The following is a 15,508-nucleotide window of genomic DNA, read 5'->3' on the forward strand; positions in this document are numbered from 1 at the left end:
GAGGACCCGCCATGAGCGACCAGAACAAGAACAACAGCAGCGACAACGACGAGGTGGTGCTCTACGAGGTCCGCGGCCCGCTGGCGCTGATCACCATGCTCCGCCCCGACTACCACAACGCGCAGAACTCGCGGATGACCTACGCGCTGGACGCCGCGTTCCGTCGCGCGGTGGACGACGACGAGATCAAGGTCATCGTCCTGCGCGGCGCCGGCAAGCACTTCTCCGCCGGCCACGACATCGGCACGCCGGGCCGCGACGTGCACCAGAGCTTCGAGCGCGCGCACCTGTGGTACGACCACGTCAACAAGCCCGGCGCCGAGTTCCTCTATGCCCGCGAGCAGGAGGTCTACCTGGGCATGTGCCGGCGCTGGCGCGACATCCCCAAGCCGACCATCGCCATGGTCCAGGGCGCCTGCATCGCCGGCGGGCTGATGCTCGCCTGGGTCTGCGACCTGATCGTCGCCAGCGATGACGCCTACTTCGCCGACCCGGTGGTGCGCATGGGCATCCCCGGTGTCGAGTACTTCGCCCACGTGCATGAGCTCAACCCGCGCATCGCCAAGGAGTTCCTGTTTCTCGGTGAACGCATGCCGGCCGCCCGCGCCCAGCAGATGGGCATGGTCAACCGCGTGGTGCCGCGCGCCGAGCTGGAGCAGGCGACCCTCGACATCGCCGAGCGAGTGGCGCAGATGCCGCGCCTTGGCCTGCAGCTGACCAAGCAGGCGGTGAACAACGCCGAGGACCTGATGGGCAAGCGCGCGACCATGGACATGGTGTTCGGCCTGCACCACTTCGCCCACGCACACAACGAACTGGTCAGCGGCGACAAGCTCGGCGGCTACGACGCCAAGGCCATGGCCGACTCGCAGCGCAAGGCCAAAGTCTGATGGCCAGTGCGCTCGACACCCGGCTGACCGCGCTGCTCGGCTGCCGCTACCCGATCATCCAGACCGCCATGGGCTGGGTCGCCGATCCGAGGCTGGTGGCCGCCACCGGCAACGCCGGCGGCTTTGGCTTCCTCGCCGGGGCGACCATCGAGCCGCCGCGCATGGAGGCGGCGATCCTCGAAACCCAGCGGCTCAGCAGCGCGCCGTTCGGGGTCAACTTCCACATGTACCAGAGCAATGCGGCAGAGATCGTCGAGTTGGTGCTCAAGCACCGGATACGCGCGGTCAGCTACAGCCGCTCGCCGGGCAAGGCGATGGTCGCCCGCCTGAAGGACGCCGGGGTGGTCTGCCTACCCACGGTCGGCGCCCTCAAGCACGCGGTGAAGGCCGTGGAGATGGGCGCCGACGCGGTGACCATACAGGGCGGCGAGGGCGGCGGGCATACCGGCTCGGTGCCCACCGCGATCCTGCTCGGCCAGGTGGTCGATGCGCTCGACGTGCCGGTGGTCGCCGCCGGCGGCTTCAAGGATGGCCGCGGCCTGGTCGCCGCGCTGGCCATGGGCGCTTCCGGCATCGCGATGGGCACGCGCTTCCTGATGAGCGCCGACAGCCCGGTGCCGCCGGCCACCCTGCAACGCTACCTGGCGGTCGGCGATCCGGCGGCGATCATCGTCAGCCGCGCGATCGACGGCATGCCGCAACGCATGATCCGCAACGAACTGCTCGACCGCCTGGAGCGCGCCGGCGGTCTCGGCCGCCTGCTGCTCGCCCTGCGCAGTGCACTGGCCTACCGCAAGCACAGCGGCTCCAGCCTCGCCCAGCTGCTCGGCAGCGCGCTCAAGCTCGGCGGCAGCGACGGCCTCAGCGCCGCGCAGACGCTGATGGCCGCCAACGCGCCGATGGTCATCCAGAAGGCCATGGTCGACGGCCAGCCGGCCGAGGGCGTGCTGCCCGCCGGGCAGATCGCCGCCAGCATCGACAGCCTGCCGGGCTGCGCCGAACTCATCGCCACCATCGTGGCCCAGGCCGAGCAGTGCCTCGCCGGCCTGTGCCGCCCCGTTTCCTGAGGACTCCCCATGCGCCAACCGTTTCGCGTCAGCATCGACAACGGCATCGCCGAGCTGGTCTTCGACCACCCGCCGGTGAACGCCTTCAACAGCCACGGCTGGGCGAGCATCGCCCGCGAACTGGACAGTCTCGGCCAGGACCCGGCGGTGCGGGTCATCGTCATCCGCGCCGAGGGCCGCGGCTTCTGCGCCGGGGTCGACATCAAGGAACTGGCCGCCGACGGCAACCTGATCGTCGCGGTCAACAAGGGCAACTACGACAGCTTCAAGGCCGTACACCGCAACCCCAAACCGGTGGTCATTGCCGTGCACGGCTTCGTCCTCGGCGGCGGCATCGGCCTGTGCGGCGCGGCGGACATCCTGGTCGCCAGCGACTGCGCGCGCTTCGGCGTGCCCGAGGTCGACCGCGGCGCAATGGGCGGCGGCGCGCACCTGCAGCGCCTGTTCCCGGTGCAGAAGGTGCGGCACATGTACTTCACCGGCGAAATGATCGACGCCGCCGAGGCCTACCGCCTCGGCGCGGTGGAACGCGTGGTGCCGCGCGAGCAGCTGCGCGACGCGGCGCTGCAGATCGCCGCGCAGATCGCCGCCAAGAGCCCGGCGATGATCGCTCTGGCCAAGGAGGCGCTGACCGGCATCGAGGACGGCAACCTCGAAGACAAGTACCGCTGGGAGCAGGGCTTCACCCTCGAAGCCTATCGCGTGGCGGATTCCCAGGAAGCGCGCGACGCCTTCGTCGAGAAGCGCGGCGCGCAGTTCAACGGCTGACCGGAGACCCGCATGGACCTGACCTATACCGCCGCCCAGCAGGCCTTCCGCGCCGAGGCGCGCGCCTGGCTGGAAGCGCACGTGCCGCGCACGCCGCTGGCTTCGTTCGACACCGCCGAGGGCTTCGCCGCGCACCGCGCCTGGGAAGCCAAGCTGCACGAAGGCCGCTGGGGCATGGTGACCTGGCCGCGCGAGCTCGGCGGGCGCGGCTGCGACCTGATCGAGTGGCTGATCTTCGAGGAGGAGTACTACCGCGCCGGCGCCCCGGCACGGGTCAATCAGAACGGCATCTTCCTGCTCGGCCCAACGCTCATGGAGTTCGGCAGCGAGGCACAGAAGGCGCGCTTCCTGCCGCAGATGGCCACCGGCGCGGAAATCTGGGCGCAGGGCTGGTCCGAGCCGGGCGCCGGTTCCGACCTGGCGGCGATCCGTTCGAAGGCGGTGCGCGACGGTGACCACTATGTGCTGAGCGGTCAGAAGACCTGGTCGACTCGCGCGGTATGGGCCGACTGGTGCTTCGGCATCTTCCGCACCGACCCGCAGTCGAGCCGTCACCACGGCCTGACTTTCATCCTCGTGCCGCTCGATTCGCCGGGCATCACCGTACGGCCGATCCCGCAGCTCGACGGTTTGCCGGGCTTCGCGGAAATCTTCTTCGACGAGGTGCGCGTGCCGGTGGAGAACGTCCTCGGCGGTGAAGGCAAGGGCTGGCACGTGGCGATGTCCACCGCCGGCTTCGAGCGCGGCCTGCTGCTGCGCTCGCCAGCGCGCTTCCAGGAAACCGCGCGGCGCCTGGTCGAGCTGTACCAGGCCAACCGCGCCAGCGCCGACCGCGACCCGGCCATCGGCGAGGCGGTGATGCGCGCCTGGCTGGACGCCGAGGCCTACACGCAGAACACCTACATGACCGCTTCGCGCCTCAGTCGCGGCGAGAAGATCGGCGCGGAGTCGTCGACCAACAAGATCTTCTGGTCCGAACTCGACCAGCGCATGCACGAGACTGCCCTGGCGATCCTCGGCGCGCGCGCCGAACTGCTGCCGCACGCGCCGGACGCCGGCGAGGTCGGGCGCTGGCTGGACGGTTTCCTGTTCGCCCAGGCCGGGCCGATCTACGCCGGCACCAACGAGATTCAACGCAACATCATCGCCGAACGCATGCTCGGCATGCCGCGCGCCTGACGAACAGGTAGGTTCCCCATGAATTTCAATTTCACCGACGATCAGCTGCAGTTTCAGGCCAGCGTGCGCAGCTTCTTCACCAACGAGGTGACCCCCGAGCGCATCCGCGAGCTGTGGCAGCTGTCGAGCGGCCGCTGCGACACCCTGTGGGGCGAGCTGGTCGACCTCGGCCTGCCGGCGCTGTGCGTGCCGGAGGGGCAGGGCGGCCTCGGCCTGAATGCCCTGGACTTTGTGCTGATCGCCCAGGAGGCCGGTTACGCCGGGCTGACCGAACCGCTGCTGGACACCGCGCTGGTCGGCGTGCCGCTGCTCGCCGCGCTGGACGATGCGCACGCCGCGCTGCGTGACGAGTGGCTGAGCGCGGTCGCCGAAGGTCGCGCACGGCTGGCCATCGGCGCGCCGGACGCGGCGCTGGTCGCCGATGCGCACGTCGCCGACCTGCTGCTGCTCGGCCACGGCGACGAGGTGCACGCACTGCGCCGCGACGCCGTGCAACTGACCCGCAACGAGTCGGTCGACCCCAGCCGTCAGCTGTTCCGTGTCGACTGGACGCCGAGCGCCGCCACCTGTGTCGCCAGCGGCGCACAAGGCCGCGCGCTGTGGGCCGCGACCTTCGAGCGCGCTGCGCTGGGCACCGCCGCGCAACTGCTCGGCCTGGCCAAGCGGATGGTCGACCTGGCTGTCGACTACACCTTTGAGCGCAAGCAGTTCGGCAAGCCGGTCGGCTCGTTCCAGGCAGTCAAGCACCTGATGGCCAACGTCGCGGTGCAGATCGAGTTCGCCAAGGGCCCGCTGTACCACGCCGCCTATGCGGTCGCCCACGACTTGCCACAGGCGCCGGTGCTGGTCTCCCACGCCAAGCTGGCCTGCGCCGAAGCCGCCCTGCTGGCGGCGAAGAACGCCATCCAGGCGCACGGCGCCATGGGCTACACCTGGGAGGTCGACCTGCACCTGTTCATGAAACGCGCCTGGGCGCTGGACAAGGCCTGGGGCGACCGCGGCCTGCACAAGACGCGGATTCGCGAGGCGCTGTTTGGTGGGGTGATTACGCCCGGTGCCGGGCAGACTTTTTAGCGCCGTAGGGTGGAGAACCGCCAAGCGATTTCTACCGGATGGCGATCCACCGGGTGGCGATCCACCGGGTGGCGCTCCACTGGTTGGTTCCACGGGGTCGCCGTCCACCGCTACCGCCGGCCGACAACTTGCCCCTCACCCCAACCCTCTCCCGGTGGGAGAGGGGGCAGCGCGCGCAATTGCCGACCCATGCGTACGCCGCTTGTCTCCCCTCTCCCACTGGGAGAGGGGCGGGGGTGAGGGAAAGGCCGTTCACTGAATCTTCATTTTCGAGAGCCCACACATGCCCGAAGCCTACATAGTCGACGCCCTGCGCACCCCCACCGGACGGCGCAAGGGTGGCCTCAGCCAGATCCACGCCGCCGACCTCGGCGCCCACGTGCTGCGCGCGCTGGTCGAACGCAACGGCATTCCCGATGACCAGTACGACGACGTGATCTTCGGCTGCGTCGACACCATCGGCCCGCTGGCCGGCGACATCGCGCGCACCTGCTGGCTGGCCGCCGGGTTGTCGGACGCGGTGCCCGGCACCACCATCGACCGCCAGTGCGGCTCCTCGCAGCAGGCCGTGCACTTTGCCGCCCAGGCGGTGATGAGCGGCACCCAGGACGTGGTGGTCGCCGGCGGCGTGCAGACCATGACGCAGATTCCGATTTCCTCGGCGATGACCGCCGCCGAGCCGCTCGGCTTCACCGATCCGTTCTCCGGCTCGGAAGGCTGGGTGCGCCGCTACGGCGCGCAGCCGCCGACCCAGTTCCGCTCGGCGCAGATGATCGCCGAGAAGTGGGGGCTGTCGCGCGCGGCGCTGGAGGCCTACGCCCTGGAGTCCCACGAACGCGCCCTGCGCGCCATCGCCGAGGGCCGCTTCGCCCGCGAGATCGTCCCGCTGGCCGGTGTCGAGCATGACGAAACGCCACGCCAGACCACCCTGGCGAAGATGGCCGAGCTGGACTTCCTGTTCGGCTGCGACCGCGTCACCGCCGCGGTGTCCAGCCAGACCTGCGACGGCGCCAGCGCCATGCTGATCGTCTCCGAGGCGGCGCTGAAGCGTTACAACCTGACCCCGCGGGCACGCATCCATCACCTCAGCGTGCGCGCCGAAGACCCGATCTGGATGCTCACCGCGCCGATCCCGGCCACCGAGTACGCGCTCAAGCGCGCCGGCATGAAGCTGGAAGACATCGACCGGGTGGAGATCAACGAGGCCTTCGCCTCGGTGGCCATGGCTTGGCTCAAGGAGACCGGCTATCCGCACGCACAGACCAACGTCAACGGCGGCGCCATCGCCCTCGGCCACCCGCTCGGCGCCACCGGCACCCGACTGATGACCAGCCTGCTCCATGAGCTGGAACGCAGCGGCGGCCGCTACGGCCTGCAGACCATGTGCGAAGGCGGCGGCCAGGCCAACGTGACGATCATCGAGCGGCTGTGACATTCACTGGATTCCCGCGTGCGCGGGAATGACGTCGAGCGGAGCCGCGTGAGCACTCCCCGGAACCGTCGCCCTCGCGAACGCGGGGGCCCAATAACCGACAACCCGAACCACCGGAGTACCCCCATGCCAATCTGTAACGACCGCGTCGTCATCATCACCGGTGCCGGCGGCGGCCTGGGCAAGGCCTATGCGCTGGCCTTCGCCGCCGCGGGCGCCAAGGTTGTGGTCAACGACATCAACCGTGCCGCCGCCGAGGCGGTGGTCGGGCAAATCCAGGCGGCGGGTGGTGCGGCGCTGGCCAACAGCGGCGACATCACCCACTACGCCGCCGCCGGCGAGATCGTGCGCAGCGCCGTCGAGGCGTTCGGCGACCTGCATGTGCTGGTCAACAACGCCGGCATCTGCCGCGACCGCATGTTCGCCAGCCTCACCGAAGCCGACTGGGACGCGGTGATGGCGGTGCACCTCAAGGGCCACTTCTGCCTCGCCAGCCACGCCGTGCAGTACTGGCGCGAACAGGCCAAGGGCGGCGCCAAGGTGCAGGCGCGGATCATCAACACCAGCTCCGGCGCCGGCCTGCAGGGCTCGATCGGCCAGTCCAACTACGCCGCGGCCAAGGGCGGCATCGCCGCGCTGACCCTGGTGCAGGCCGCCGAGCTGGCGCGCTACGGCATCACCGCCAACGCCCTGGCCCCGGCCGCGCGCACCGGCATGACCGAGCAGGTGTTCGCCGAGATGATGAAGGCGCCGGAGGACGGCTTCGATTACTTCGCCCCGGAGAACGTCGCGCCACTGCTGGTCTGGCTTGGCTCGGAGCAGTCGCAGGCGGTAACCGGCCGGCTGTTCGAGGTGGAAGGCGGCAAGCTGTCGATCGCCGACGGCTGGCGCAAGGGCCCGGAGCGCGACAAGGGCGGGCGCTGGCAGGCCGAGGAGATCGGTGCGGCAGTCGCGCAGCTGATCGCCGAAGCGGTGCCGGCACAGAAGGTCTACGGCAGCTGAGCCGCCGACCGCGCGCCTAGCAGTCGATCAGCGTGGCCGCTGGCGCGCCGCCGAACACCGGGCGGAAGAACGAGCGCTCGTAGCTGAGGATGCAGCGGGTTTCCTCGGCGTAGCGGAACGCCGCCTGGCACTCCGGGTCGGCCAGCGACTGCTGGCGATAGCGCTCGTAGTCGGCGAGGCTGGGAAAGCTGAACAGCGCCAGGGCGATGTTGTTGGCGCCTTCCGACGGCAGGAAGTAGCCGTGGTGCTGCCCGCCGAAGCGCTCCACCAGGGGGATCCACAGTTTGCCGTAGTGCTCGAATTCCTTGAGCTTGCAGGGGTCGAGCACGTAGCGCAGATAGCAGGTGACCATGGCTTCTCTCTGTTCGGCGGGACCGGCGTTGGCGGCGCTGGCGCGCTGCGTTCGGAGTGGATGATAGCGGCGCCGACATTCAGCGCGTCAGCCCATTCCGTCGACGTCCTCCGGCAGCGTATCCTGTGCCGTGATGGCCATTTGACAGGGGTGCAGTGTGGTGACGTTGATCAAGACGCTGGCGCAGTCGTTGGATCCGCTGCAGGGATCGTCGCCCACGCTGCGCGCGGAATTCGTCACCTGGTACCAGCTGGCCAAGGTTCCGCAGATTCGCTACGTCGCGTTTCTCACCATGCTGCTCTACCTGGTCTACGCCGCCGTCGAGTACCAGGCGGCCAGCGCCCAGCAGGGCCTGCGCCTGGCGCTGCACGGCGTGCTGGTACCGGCGCTGCTGCTCGGCGTCGGCCTGCTCAGCTACCGCACCAGCTGGCATCGGCTGATGCTCGGCCTGCTGATCGGCGCACCGATCGGCGCGGTGGCGGTGAACCTGTACTTCAACAGCCGGCACGGCGATTTCGCCTACTACGCGCCGGAGATGTACCTGAACCTGATGTGGACCTTCGCCGTCTCCGGGCTGACCCTGCGCCAGGCCACGCTGACCGCCTCGACCTCGGCGGCCGTGCTGCTCGCGGTGACCCTGGTCAGTTCGCTGGAGCCCGGCCTGCAGCGCCTCAACCTGGTGTGGATACTGGCCTCGTTCTCCTTCGGCCTGCTCAGCGCCTTCCTGCTCGAGAAGGCGCACAAGACCATGTTCCTGCACCAGAGCCAGCTGGCCCTGAGTGCCAGCGTCGACGGCCTGACCGGGCTGTGGAACCGGGCGCGCATCGACCAGTTCTTCTCCGACGAAATCGCCCGCGCCGAGCGCTATGGCACGCCATTTTCGGTGATCCTGCTGGATATCGACCACTTCAAGAGCGTCAACGACACCCACGGCCACACCGTCGGCGACAGCGTCCTGCAGCAGTTCGCTGCGCTGCTGCGCGACAACGTGCGCAGCGTCGACAAGGTCGGCCGGCTGGGTGGCGAGGAGTTCCTCATCGTCCTGCCGGAGATCGACGAGCGCCAGGCGCAGGCGGCTGCGCGCACCCTGCAGCAGCGCATCAACGCTTTCGCCTTCGACACCGTGCAGTGCAAGACTGCCAGCTTCGGCGTCACCCAGTACCGCGACGAGGAAAGCCGGCACAGCATGCTGCACCGCGTCGACCGTGCGCTGTACCGCGCCAAGGAGAACGGCCGCGACCGCATCGAAGTGCTGTAAGCGCCGCGCTCGCCTGCCGCGCGGCGGGCCAATCGCCGCGCAAAATCCTCTCTCCTGCGGGTGAAATTCACCGGCCGCGAGCCAGGCTCTCTGCCATGCGGGCCGCGCGCTTGCTGCGGGTGCAGGTTTTCCCTTGTCAGCGACTACAAAAAACATAATTTCGCGAATCTCTGGCTCTGAACAGAATGCGGCCAACACCGAAAGCCGCAACTGATCAGCATCAGAGGCAAGCCATGACCGACCTGAATCGAACCGCGTTTCCGAAGTGCAACGACCGCCTCGTTGAAGACATAGACACGCTCGTGGTGGGCGCCGGTCAGGCCGGCGTGGCGATGAGCGAGCACCTGAGCAAACTCGGCGTGCCGCACCTGGTGCTGGAGCGCAACCGCATCGCCGAAGCCTGGCGCACCGGGCGCTGGGATTCGCTGGTGGCCAACGGGCCGGTCTGGCACGACCGCTTCCCGGGCCTGGAATTCGATCTCGATCCGGACGCCTTCGCGCCCAAGGAGCAGGTCGCCGCGTACTTCGAAGCCTATGCCCGCAAGTTCAACGCGCCGATCCGCACCGGCGTGGAGGTCAAGCGCGTGGTGCGCAATGCCGACCGCCCAGGCTTCACCGTGGAAACTTCTGAAGGAGTGATCCGCGCCAATCGCGTGGTCGCCGCCACCGGGCCGTTCCAGCGCCCGGTGATCCCGCCGATCGCGCCGAACGATACCGCGCTCACCCAGCTGCACTCAGCCGCCTACCGCAATCCGCAGCAGCTGCCGGCCGGTGCCGTGCTGGTGGTCGGTGCCGGTTCGTCCGGGGTGCAGATCGCCGACGAACTGCAACGGTCTGGCCGCCAGGTGTACCTGTCGGTCGGCGCCCACGACCGGCCGCCGCGCAGCTACCGCGGACGCGATTTCTGCTGGTGGCTCGGCGTGCTCGGCCTGTGGGACATGGAGGCCGCGCAGCCGGGCAAGGAGCACGTGACCATCGCGGTCAGCGGCGCGCGCGGCGGGCAGACCATCGATTTCCGTGGCCTGGCCGAGCAGGGCCTGACCCTGGTCGGCCTGACCAAGGCGTTCAGCAACGGCGTAGTGAGCTTCCAGGCCGACCTGGCCGACAACCTGGCGCGCGGCGACGAGAACTACCTGGAGCTGCTCGACGCGGCGGACGCCTACATCGCCCGCAACGGCCTGGACCTGCCGGAAGAGCCGGAGGCGCGCCGCAAGTTCCCTGATCCGGACTGCGTGACCCATCCGCTGCTCGAGCTCGACCTGGCCGCCGCCGGGGTCACCTCGATCATCTGGGCCACCGGCTACGCCGTGGACTTCAGTTGGTTGCAGGTCGGCGCCTTCGACGCCAACGGCAAGCCGCAGCATCAGCGCGGCGTGTCCAGCGAACCGGGCGTGTACTTCCTCGGCCTGCCGTGGCTGTCGCGGCGCGGCTCGACCTTCATCTGGGGCGTGTGGCACGACGCCAAACACATCGCCGACCACATCGCCACGCAACACAAGTACCTCGCCTATCGCGATGCCGCGCAGCGCCAGGCCGCGGCGCAGGACGCCCGCGCCGAGGCGGCCGTTCCGAAACTCAGCATTCTGGGAGCCAGTTGATGCCTACGCATACCCGCATCCGCATGTTCAACACCAAGGACACCTACCCCAACCAGAGCCTCGACAACGATCTGTGCCAGGCGGTGCGCGCCGGCAACACCGTGTATGTGCGCGGCCAGGTGGGCACCGATTTCGACGGCAACCTGGTCGGCCTCGGCGACCCGCGCGCGCAGGCCGAGCAGGCGATGAAGAACGTCAAGCAACTGCTCGAAGAGGCCGGCAGCGACCTCAGCCATATCGTCAAGACCACCACCTACCTGATCGACCCGCGCTACCGCGAGCCGGTCTACCAGGAAGTCGGCAAGTGGCTGAAGGGCGTGTTCCCGATCTCTACCGGGCTGGTGGTCTCGGCGCTCGGCCAGCCGCAGTGGCTGATGGAGATCGACGTGATCGCGGTGATCCCCGACGCGCAGCCGTAAGCCAGACGATTCGGGCACGGCGCTGGTGTCGTGCCGGACCCGTGGATCGCAGACAGTTTCCAAGGAGTGAGCATGACCTTTTCCATCGTCGGTCGCTGCGCCGAAACCGGCCAGCTGGGCATCGCCATCAGCTCCTCGAGCATCGCCGTCGGCGCGCGTTGCCCCTGGCTGCGCGCCGGGGTCGGCGCGGTGGCCACGCAGAACATCACCCTGCCGGCGCTCGGCCCGCAGATTCTCGACCTGCTGGAAGCCGGTTTGGCGCCGACGGCGGCGCTGGACAAGGCGCTCGGCAGCAACGGCTACAGCCAGTTCCGCCAGGTCACGGTGGTCGACCATCACGGCGCCACCGCGCACTTCACCGGCAGCGGCGCGCTCGGTCTGCACCATGCGCTGGCCGGTGAACAGTGCGTGGCGGCCGGCAACCTGCTGTCCGCGCCGGCGGTGATCGACGCCATGGTCGGCGCCTTCGAACAGGCCGGCGGCTGCCTGGCTGAACGCCTGCTGGCGGCCATGCAGGCGGCGATGGCCGCCGGCGGCGAAGCCGGGCCGGTGCATTCGGCGGCGCTCAAGGTGGTCGGCGAGCTGGTCTGGCCGATCATCGATCTGCGCGTCGACTGGGCCGAGCACGACCCGATCGGCGAACTCGCCGGGCTGTGGCAGGCCTACCGACCGCAGATGCAGGACTACATCACCCGCGCCCTCGACCCCACCCAGGCGCCGAGTTACGGCGTGCCGGGCGACGAGTAGGCAGAGTAAGCCAGCGCCCCTATGTCTCGACCAACCCCCTCTCTTCCTGGGAGAGGGCCTGGATGAGGGATCGGACCTCACCCATAGCGGAGACCCAGCCATGCCTACCAGCCGCGACCTGCTGGAAAAACTGATCGCCTTCGACACCACCAGTCGCGAATCCAACCTGGCGCTGATCGAGTTCGTCAGCGACTACCTGGCCAATCTGGGCATCGCCAGCCAGCTGCTGTTCAACGCCGAACGCAGCAAGGCCAACCTCTACGCACGGCTGGGCCCGAGCGGGCCGGGCGGGGTGATGCTCTCCGGGCACAGCGACGTGGTGCCGGCCGACGGCCAGGCCTGGAGCGTGCCGCCATTCCAGCTCAGCGAGCGCGATGGCAAGCTGTACGGGCGCGGCACCGCCGACATGAAGGGCTACCTCGCCTGCGTGCTGGCCGCCGTGCCGGGCTTCCTCGCCCAGCCGCTGCGCCTGCCGCTGCACATCGCCATCTCCTACGACGAGGAGGTCGGCTGCCTGGGCGTGCGCAGCCTGGTCGCGCAACTGCGCGCCAGCCCGGAGCGGCCGGCGATCTGCATCATCGGCGAACCCACCGAGATGCGCCCGGTGCTCGGCCACAAGGGCAAGCTGGCGATGCGCTGCGAGGTGCACGGCGCGGCCTGCCATTCGGCCTATGCGCCGCAGGGGGTCAATGCCATCGAGTACGCGGCGCGGCTGATCGGTCGCCTCGGCGAGATCGGCGCGCGCCTGGCCGCCCCGGAGCGTCACGACGCCCGCTTCGACCCGCCGTACTCGACGGTGCAGACCGGCACGATCAGCGGCGGTCGCGCGCTGAATATCGTCCCCGCCGAATGCCAGTTCGACTTCGAAGTCCGCGCCTTGCCGGCCGACGACCCGCGGCAGGTGGCCGGCGAGCTGCAGGACTACGCCGAACGCGAACTGCTACCGCACATGCGCGCGGTGCAGGCTGATACGGCGATCCGCTTCAGCCCGCTTTCCAGCTACCCCGGCCTGCTCACCGATCCGCACAGCGAGGCCGCCGAGCTGCTGGCGCTGCTCAGCGGCTCGCAGGACTTTTCCACGGTGGCATTCGGCACCGAGGGCGGGCTGTTCGACGAGGCCGGCATTGCCACGGTGATCTGCGGCCCCGGCAGCATGGAACAGGGACACAAACCGGACGAGTACGTCAGTCTCGACCAACTGGCGCAGTGCGGCGCCATGCTGGTGCGGTTGCGGGAGTGGATGCGCGGGTAGTCATTTCGTGGTGGGCGAGCGGGGCTGCGGTAGCGTAGGGTGGCGTAGAGCCTTAGCGCCTGCATGGCTGAGTGAGGCGCGGGTGCTGCCGGCCTGGATTCCCGCCTGCGCGGGAATGACGAGGTCATGGGGGAACTCCGTTGGCGTCGCCAAGCACTCCGTCATTCCCGCGAAGGCGGGAATCCAGCTGTTCCGCCGAACAACGTGTGCGTTGGCCCGCGAGCGAATGGCCTGGCTGTGTCGGCGCAGCCCGTGCCCAACTTATCCGACGATCTCCGCCCACAAATCCCGCCATCCGGGGTTGCCCGCCTCGATTAAGCGCAGCTTCCACTCCCGTCGCCACTTCTTCAGCTGCTTCTCGCGGGTGAGGGCGGCGAGCATCGACTCGTGCAGTTCGTAGTAGACCAATTGGTGCACGCCATAGCGCTGGGTGAAGCCTTCGACGCAATCGTTGCGGTGCTCCCAGATGCGCCGGGGGAGATTGGCGGTGACGCCAATGTAGAGCGTGCCGTTACGCTGGCTGGCGAGCAGGTACACGGCGGGCTGCTTGGGCATGGTGGGTCCTTCCTGGACGCTGGGGTTCCTGAGGACGAGTTTGGGGGAAGATGGGGTGGGTGTGATGCAGCGACGCTGAGTGGTGTGACGGTAGTGGCGAAATTTTGAATAACCGTGGGTGGGTTGGGGCGGGGGATGACTGCACAAGTGCGGGTGTTGTGGGGCATGACGTCATGACATCGTGGCCTCTGGCACCGTGCCCGCCGCTCTGGATTCCCGCCTACGCGGGAATGACGGAGTGGTTGGGACACGTGAGATACCGCATAGCCTCGTCATTCCCGCGTAGGCGGGAATCCAGGTGGGGAGCATCCTCAGAACTCAGAACTCAGAACTCAGAACTCAGAACGCCAGGCCGCTGGCGTTGCGCGGCAGAACTTGCGAGGTAGGGGTGTGACGCGCATTCAGCCAGCAAACCATTCGCATCGACCGCCGAATGCCTCAACCCTCGCTCGGTGCCGCCGGCGCCAGCTGCTCCTTGCAGTAGTCGACGAACAGCTGCGCCGGCTTGGTCAGTTGCGCGCGCTTCAGCCAGGCGGCGACCAGGCCGGAGCCGGTGACGTTTTCGCTGATGTCCAGGCACACCACCTGCTTGCCGTCGTAGGTGGTGTTGCCGTGCGGGCGGGTGACCAGCACCGAGAAGCCGAAGCCCTGGCCGACCATGCCGCGCACCATCTCGATCGACGGTGAACTGAAGACAATGTTCGGGTTGAGGCCGAGCTCCTCGAAGATGCTCACGAAGTAGGTGCGGCTGGGTTGCACGTCGAGCAGGATCATCGGCTCCAGCGCCAGGTCGCGCAGCGACACCTGGGCCTGGGCGGCGAAGCGGTGGCCTTCCGGCAGCAGCGCGTAGGGGCGTTGCGGGGCCATCAGCGGTTCGGTTTCGATGGTGCCATCGAGGTCGTGCTCGTAGAAGATCGCCAGGTCGAAGCGCCCGCCGGTGAGGCCTTGCACCAGCTCCTGCTGCTCGCCGTCGTGCAGGCGGATTTCCACGCCGGGATAGCGTTCGCGGAAGCCCGCAATCAGGCGCGGCAGGTACAGCGGAGCGACCGTCTCGAAGCAGCCGATGTCGATCTGCCCGGCCACCACGTCGTTGTCGGCCAGGGCGTTCTGCTCGAACTCCTTGGACATGCGCAGCAGTTCCTGGGCCTTGCGGTAGAAGCGCGCGCCGCTGGGCGTCAGCGAGACGCCCTGGGCGTGGTGGCGGATGAACAGCTGCACGCCAAAGCTTTCTTCGAGGCCCTTGATCGCCGTGGATATCGACGGCTGGGCGATGTACAGCTTGCGCGACGCCTCGGCGACGCTGCCGCATTCGACGGTGGTGACGAAATACTTCAATTGACGCAGGGTGTAGGAAGCCACGACAAACCTCGGTCGATCTTTTGAGACCCACCATAGCGCGTTTGGCCCGGGTTGACGGGGCGTGCTGGTGAGCATTTTGTTCGCCAGCGAAGACATTTTTCATGGTCGTGTGCGCCGGCAAGGCGTGCCCGCGCTTGCAAGAGGCGTACTCGCTGGCCACGCCGCCGCGCCTGGCGGCGAAAAATCTGTCCTCCAATGGCCACGAAATTCCGCGCAATACCGCCATCGCACTGCACCCGGATGAGGCGTCGCTTCCTCAGTTAGGCGCGACTGCGCAGGCGTGTCGGCGCTGCTGGACGGATTTTTCAGGCTTCACTGGCGAACTACGGCGGGCCAGGCCGCACGCGGCTTGCACGCGGATCAACGGCGGTTGCCGCATGGGCGGGCAGCACGGCGTTTATCGCGCCGAGCCGCCGGCTTGCACAACAAGCCTGCAGGCTGCGCGAATCTGGTGCGCTGCAAGCCAGCTTTTTCGTATGTCCCGATGACATTTTTAATATTTTTCCTATCCCTCGGCTTGGGCCACCATCGGTTCGCAATAGCCACTCAACCGGTG

Annotated in this window: 15 protein-coding genes; 12 read left to right on the forward strand and 3 right to left on the reverse strand. The window is 68.3% G+C overall.

Going from position 1 to position 15,508, the window contains the following annotated elements:
• Positions 1 to 11 precede the first annotated feature (11 nt).
• The 7 genes from JQX08_RS05910 (at position 12) to JQX08_RS05940 (ending at position 7,412) form a co-directional block, all read left to right on the forward strand.
• On the forward strand, positions 12 to 890 hold the full coding sequence (locus JQX08_RS05910) for an enoyl-CoA hydratase (protein ID WP_204915361.1): 879 nt from the start codon (positions 12 to 14) through the stop codon (positions 888 to 890).
• On the forward strand, positions 890 to 1,957 hold the full coding sequence (locus tag JQX08_RS05915; RefSeq protein WP_204915362.1) for an NAD(P)H-dependent flavin oxidoreductase: 1,068 nt from the start codon (positions 890 to 892) through the stop codon (positions 1,955 to 1,957). Before JQX08_RS05910 ends, JQX08_RS05915 begins: the two co-directional genes overlap by 1 nt.
• A 9-nt stretch (positions 1,958 to 1,966) precedes the next feature.
• Positions 1,967 to 2,725: an enoyl-CoA hydratase family protein gene (locus JQX08_RS05920; protein WP_204915363.1), complete on the forward strand. Its 759-nt coding sequence runs from the start codon at positions 1,967 to 1,969 to the stop codon at positions 2,723 to 2,725.
• Positions 2,726 to 2,737: 12 nt separating this feature from the next.
• Complete coding sequence (locus JQX08_RS05925; RefSeq protein ID WP_204915364.1) at positions 2,738 to 3,904, forward strand: acyl-CoA dehydrogenase family protein; 1,167 nt, start codon at positions 2,738 to 2,740, stop codon at positions 3,902 to 3,904.
• 18 nt (positions 3,905 to 3,922) lie between these two features.
• Positions 3,923 to 4,978, forward strand: a complete 1,056-nt coding sequence (locus JQX08_RS05930; protein ID WP_204915365.1) for an acyl-CoA dehydrogenase family protein — start codon at positions 3,923 to 3,925, stop codon at positions 4,976 to 4,978.
• Positions 4,979 to 5,261: 283 nt separating this feature from the next.
• Positions 5,262 to 6,410: an acetyl-CoA C-acetyltransferase gene (locus JQX08_RS05935; protein ID WP_204915366.1), complete on the forward strand. Its 1,149-nt coding sequence runs from the start codon at positions 5,262 to 5,264 to the stop codon at positions 6,408 to 6,410.
• Positions 6,411 to 6,536: 126 nt separating this feature from the next.
• On the forward strand, positions 6,537 to 7,412 hold the full coding sequence (locus JQX08_RS05940; protein ID WP_204915367.1) for an SDR family oxidoreductase: 876 nt from the start codon (positions 6,537 to 6,539) through the stop codon (positions 7,410 to 7,412).
• Between the two features lie 16 nt (positions 7,413 to 7,428).
• Here the strand turns inward: JQX08_RS05940 and JQX08_RS05945 are convergent, their stop codons facing one another.
• Positions 7,429 to 7,764 carry an NIPSNAP family protein gene (locus JQX08_RS05945; protein WP_204915368.1) on the reverse strand — a complete coding sequence of 112 codons (336 nt, stop codon included), beginning with the start codon at positions 7,762 to 7,764 and terminating at the stop codon, positions 7,429 to 7,431.
• 160 nt (positions 7,765 to 7,924) lie between these two features.
• Between JQX08_RS05945 and JQX08_RS05950 the strand changes: the two genes are divergently transcribed.
• The 5 genes from JQX08_RS05950 (at position 7,925) to argE (ending at position 13,038) form a co-directional block, all read left to right on the forward strand.
• The gene (locus JQX08_RS05950) at positions 7,925 to 9,022 is read left to right on the forward strand and encodes a diguanylate cyclase (RefSeq protein ID WP_204915369.1); all 1,098 of its coding nucleotides are present in this window, start codon (positions 7,925 to 7,927) and stop codon (positions 9,020 to 9,022) included.
• A 233-nt stretch (positions 9,023 to 9,255) separates the two neighbouring features.
• Positions 9,256 to 10,620: a flavin-containing monooxygenase gene (locus JQX08_RS05955; protein ID WP_204915370.1), complete on the forward strand. Its 1,365-nt coding sequence runs from the start codon at positions 9,256 to 9,258 to the stop codon at positions 10,618 to 10,620.
• Complete coding sequence (locus tag JQX08_RS05960) at positions 10,620 to 11,039, forward strand: RidA family protein (RefSeq protein WP_204915371.1); 420 nt, start codon at positions 10,620 to 10,622, stop codon at positions 11,037 to 11,039. The genes JQX08_RS05955 and JQX08_RS05960 overlap by 1 nt, the downstream gene beginning before the upstream one ends.
• A gap of 72 nt (positions 11,040 to 11,111) precedes the next feature.
• Positions 11,112 to 11,786, forward strand: a complete 675-nt coding sequence (locus tag JQX08_RS05965; protein WP_204915372.1) for a DUF1028 domain-containing protein — start codon at positions 11,112 to 11,114, stop codon at positions 11,784 to 11,786.
• A gap of 100 nt (positions 11,787 to 11,886) precedes the next feature.
• Entirely contained in the window at positions 11,887 to 13,038 is a 1,152-nt protein-coding gene (argE, locus tag JQX08_RS05970) for an acetylornithine deacetylase (protein WP_204915373.1), read from the forward strand.
• A gap of 261 nt (positions 13,039 to 13,299) precedes the next feature.
• On the opposite strand, the gene JQX08_RS05975 is transcribed toward argE, so the two are convergent.
• Together JQX08_RS05975 and JQX08_RS05980 are read right to left on the reverse strand one after the other, a co-directional pair.
• On the reverse strand, positions 13,300 to 13,593 hold the full coding sequence (locus JQX08_RS05975; protein ID WP_204915374.1) for a GIY-YIG nuclease family protein: 294 nt from the start codon (positions 13,591 to 13,593) through the stop codon (positions 13,300 to 13,302).
• 438 nt (positions 13,594 to 14,031) lie between these two features.
• Positions 14,032 to 14,952: a LysR substrate-binding domain-containing protein gene (locus tag JQX08_RS05980; protein WP_204915375.1), complete on the reverse strand. Its 921-nt coding sequence runs from the start codon at positions 14,950 to 14,952 to the stop codon at positions 14,032 to 14,034.
• Positions 14,953 to 15,508: the final 556 nt, after the last annotated feature.

The organism is Zestomonas insulae, from assembly GCF_016901015.1.
In the GTDB taxonomy this organism is placed as follows: Bacteria; Pseudomonadota; Gammaproteobacteria; order Pseudomonadales; family Pseudomonadaceae; genus Aquipseudomonas; species Aquipseudomonas insulae.

What these genes read in the sequence shown, in the direction of transcription:
- JQX08_RS05910 (WP_204915361.1), top strand. Translation starts at nt 12, where the DNA reads ATGAGCGACCAGAACAAGAACAACAGCAGCGACAACGACGAGGTGGTG.
- JQX08_RS05915 (WP_204915362.1), top strand. Translation starts at nt 890, where the DNA reads ATGGCCAGTGCGCTCGACACCCGGCTGACCGCGCTGCTCGGCTGCCGC.
- JQX08_RS05920 (WP_204915363.1), top strand. Translation starts at nt 1,967, where the DNA reads ATGCGCCAACCGTTTCGCGTCAGCATCGACAACGGCATCGCCGAGCTG.
- JQX08_RS05925 (WP_204915364.1), top strand. Translation starts at nt 2,738, where the DNA reads ATGGACCTGACCTATACCGCCGCCCAGCAGGCCTTCCGCGCCGAGGCG.
- JQX08_RS05930 (WP_204915365.1), top strand. Translation starts at nt 3,923, where the DNA reads ATGAATTTCAATTTCACCGACGATCAGCTGCAGTTTCAGGCCAGCGTG.
- JQX08_RS05935 (WP_204915366.1), top strand. Translation starts at nt 5,262, where the DNA reads ATGCCCGAAGCCTACATAGTCGACGCCCTGCGCACCCCCACCGGACGG.
- JQX08_RS05940 (WP_204915367.1), top strand. Translation starts at nt 6,537, where the DNA reads ATGCCAATCTGTAACGACCGCGTCGTCATCATCACCGGTGCCGGCGGC.
- JQX08_RS05945 (WP_204915368.1), bottom strand. Translation starts at nt 7,764, where the DNA reads ATGGTCACCTGCTATCTGCGCTACGTGCTCGACCCCTGCAAGCTCAAG.
- JQX08_RS05955 (WP_204915370.1), top strand. Translation starts at nt 9,256, where the DNA reads ATGACCGACCTGAATCGAACCGCGTTTCCGAAGTGCAACGACCGCCTC.
- JQX08_RS05960 (WP_204915371.1), top strand. Translation starts at nt 10,620, where the DNA reads ATGCCTACGCATACCCGCATCCGCATGTTCAACACCAAGGACACCTAC.
- JQX08_RS05965 (WP_204915372.1), top strand. Translation starts at nt 11,112, where the DNA reads ATGACCTTTTCCATCGTCGGTCGCTGCGCCGAAACCGGCCAGCTGGGC.
- argE (WP_204915373.1), top strand. Translation starts at nt 11,887, where the DNA reads ATGCCTACCAGCCGCGACCTGCTGGAAAAACTGATCGCCTTCGACACC.
- JQX08_RS05975 (WP_204915374.1), bottom strand. Translation starts at nt 13,593, where the DNA reads ATGCCCAAGCAGCCCGCCGTGTACCTGCTCGCCAGCCAGCGTAACGGC.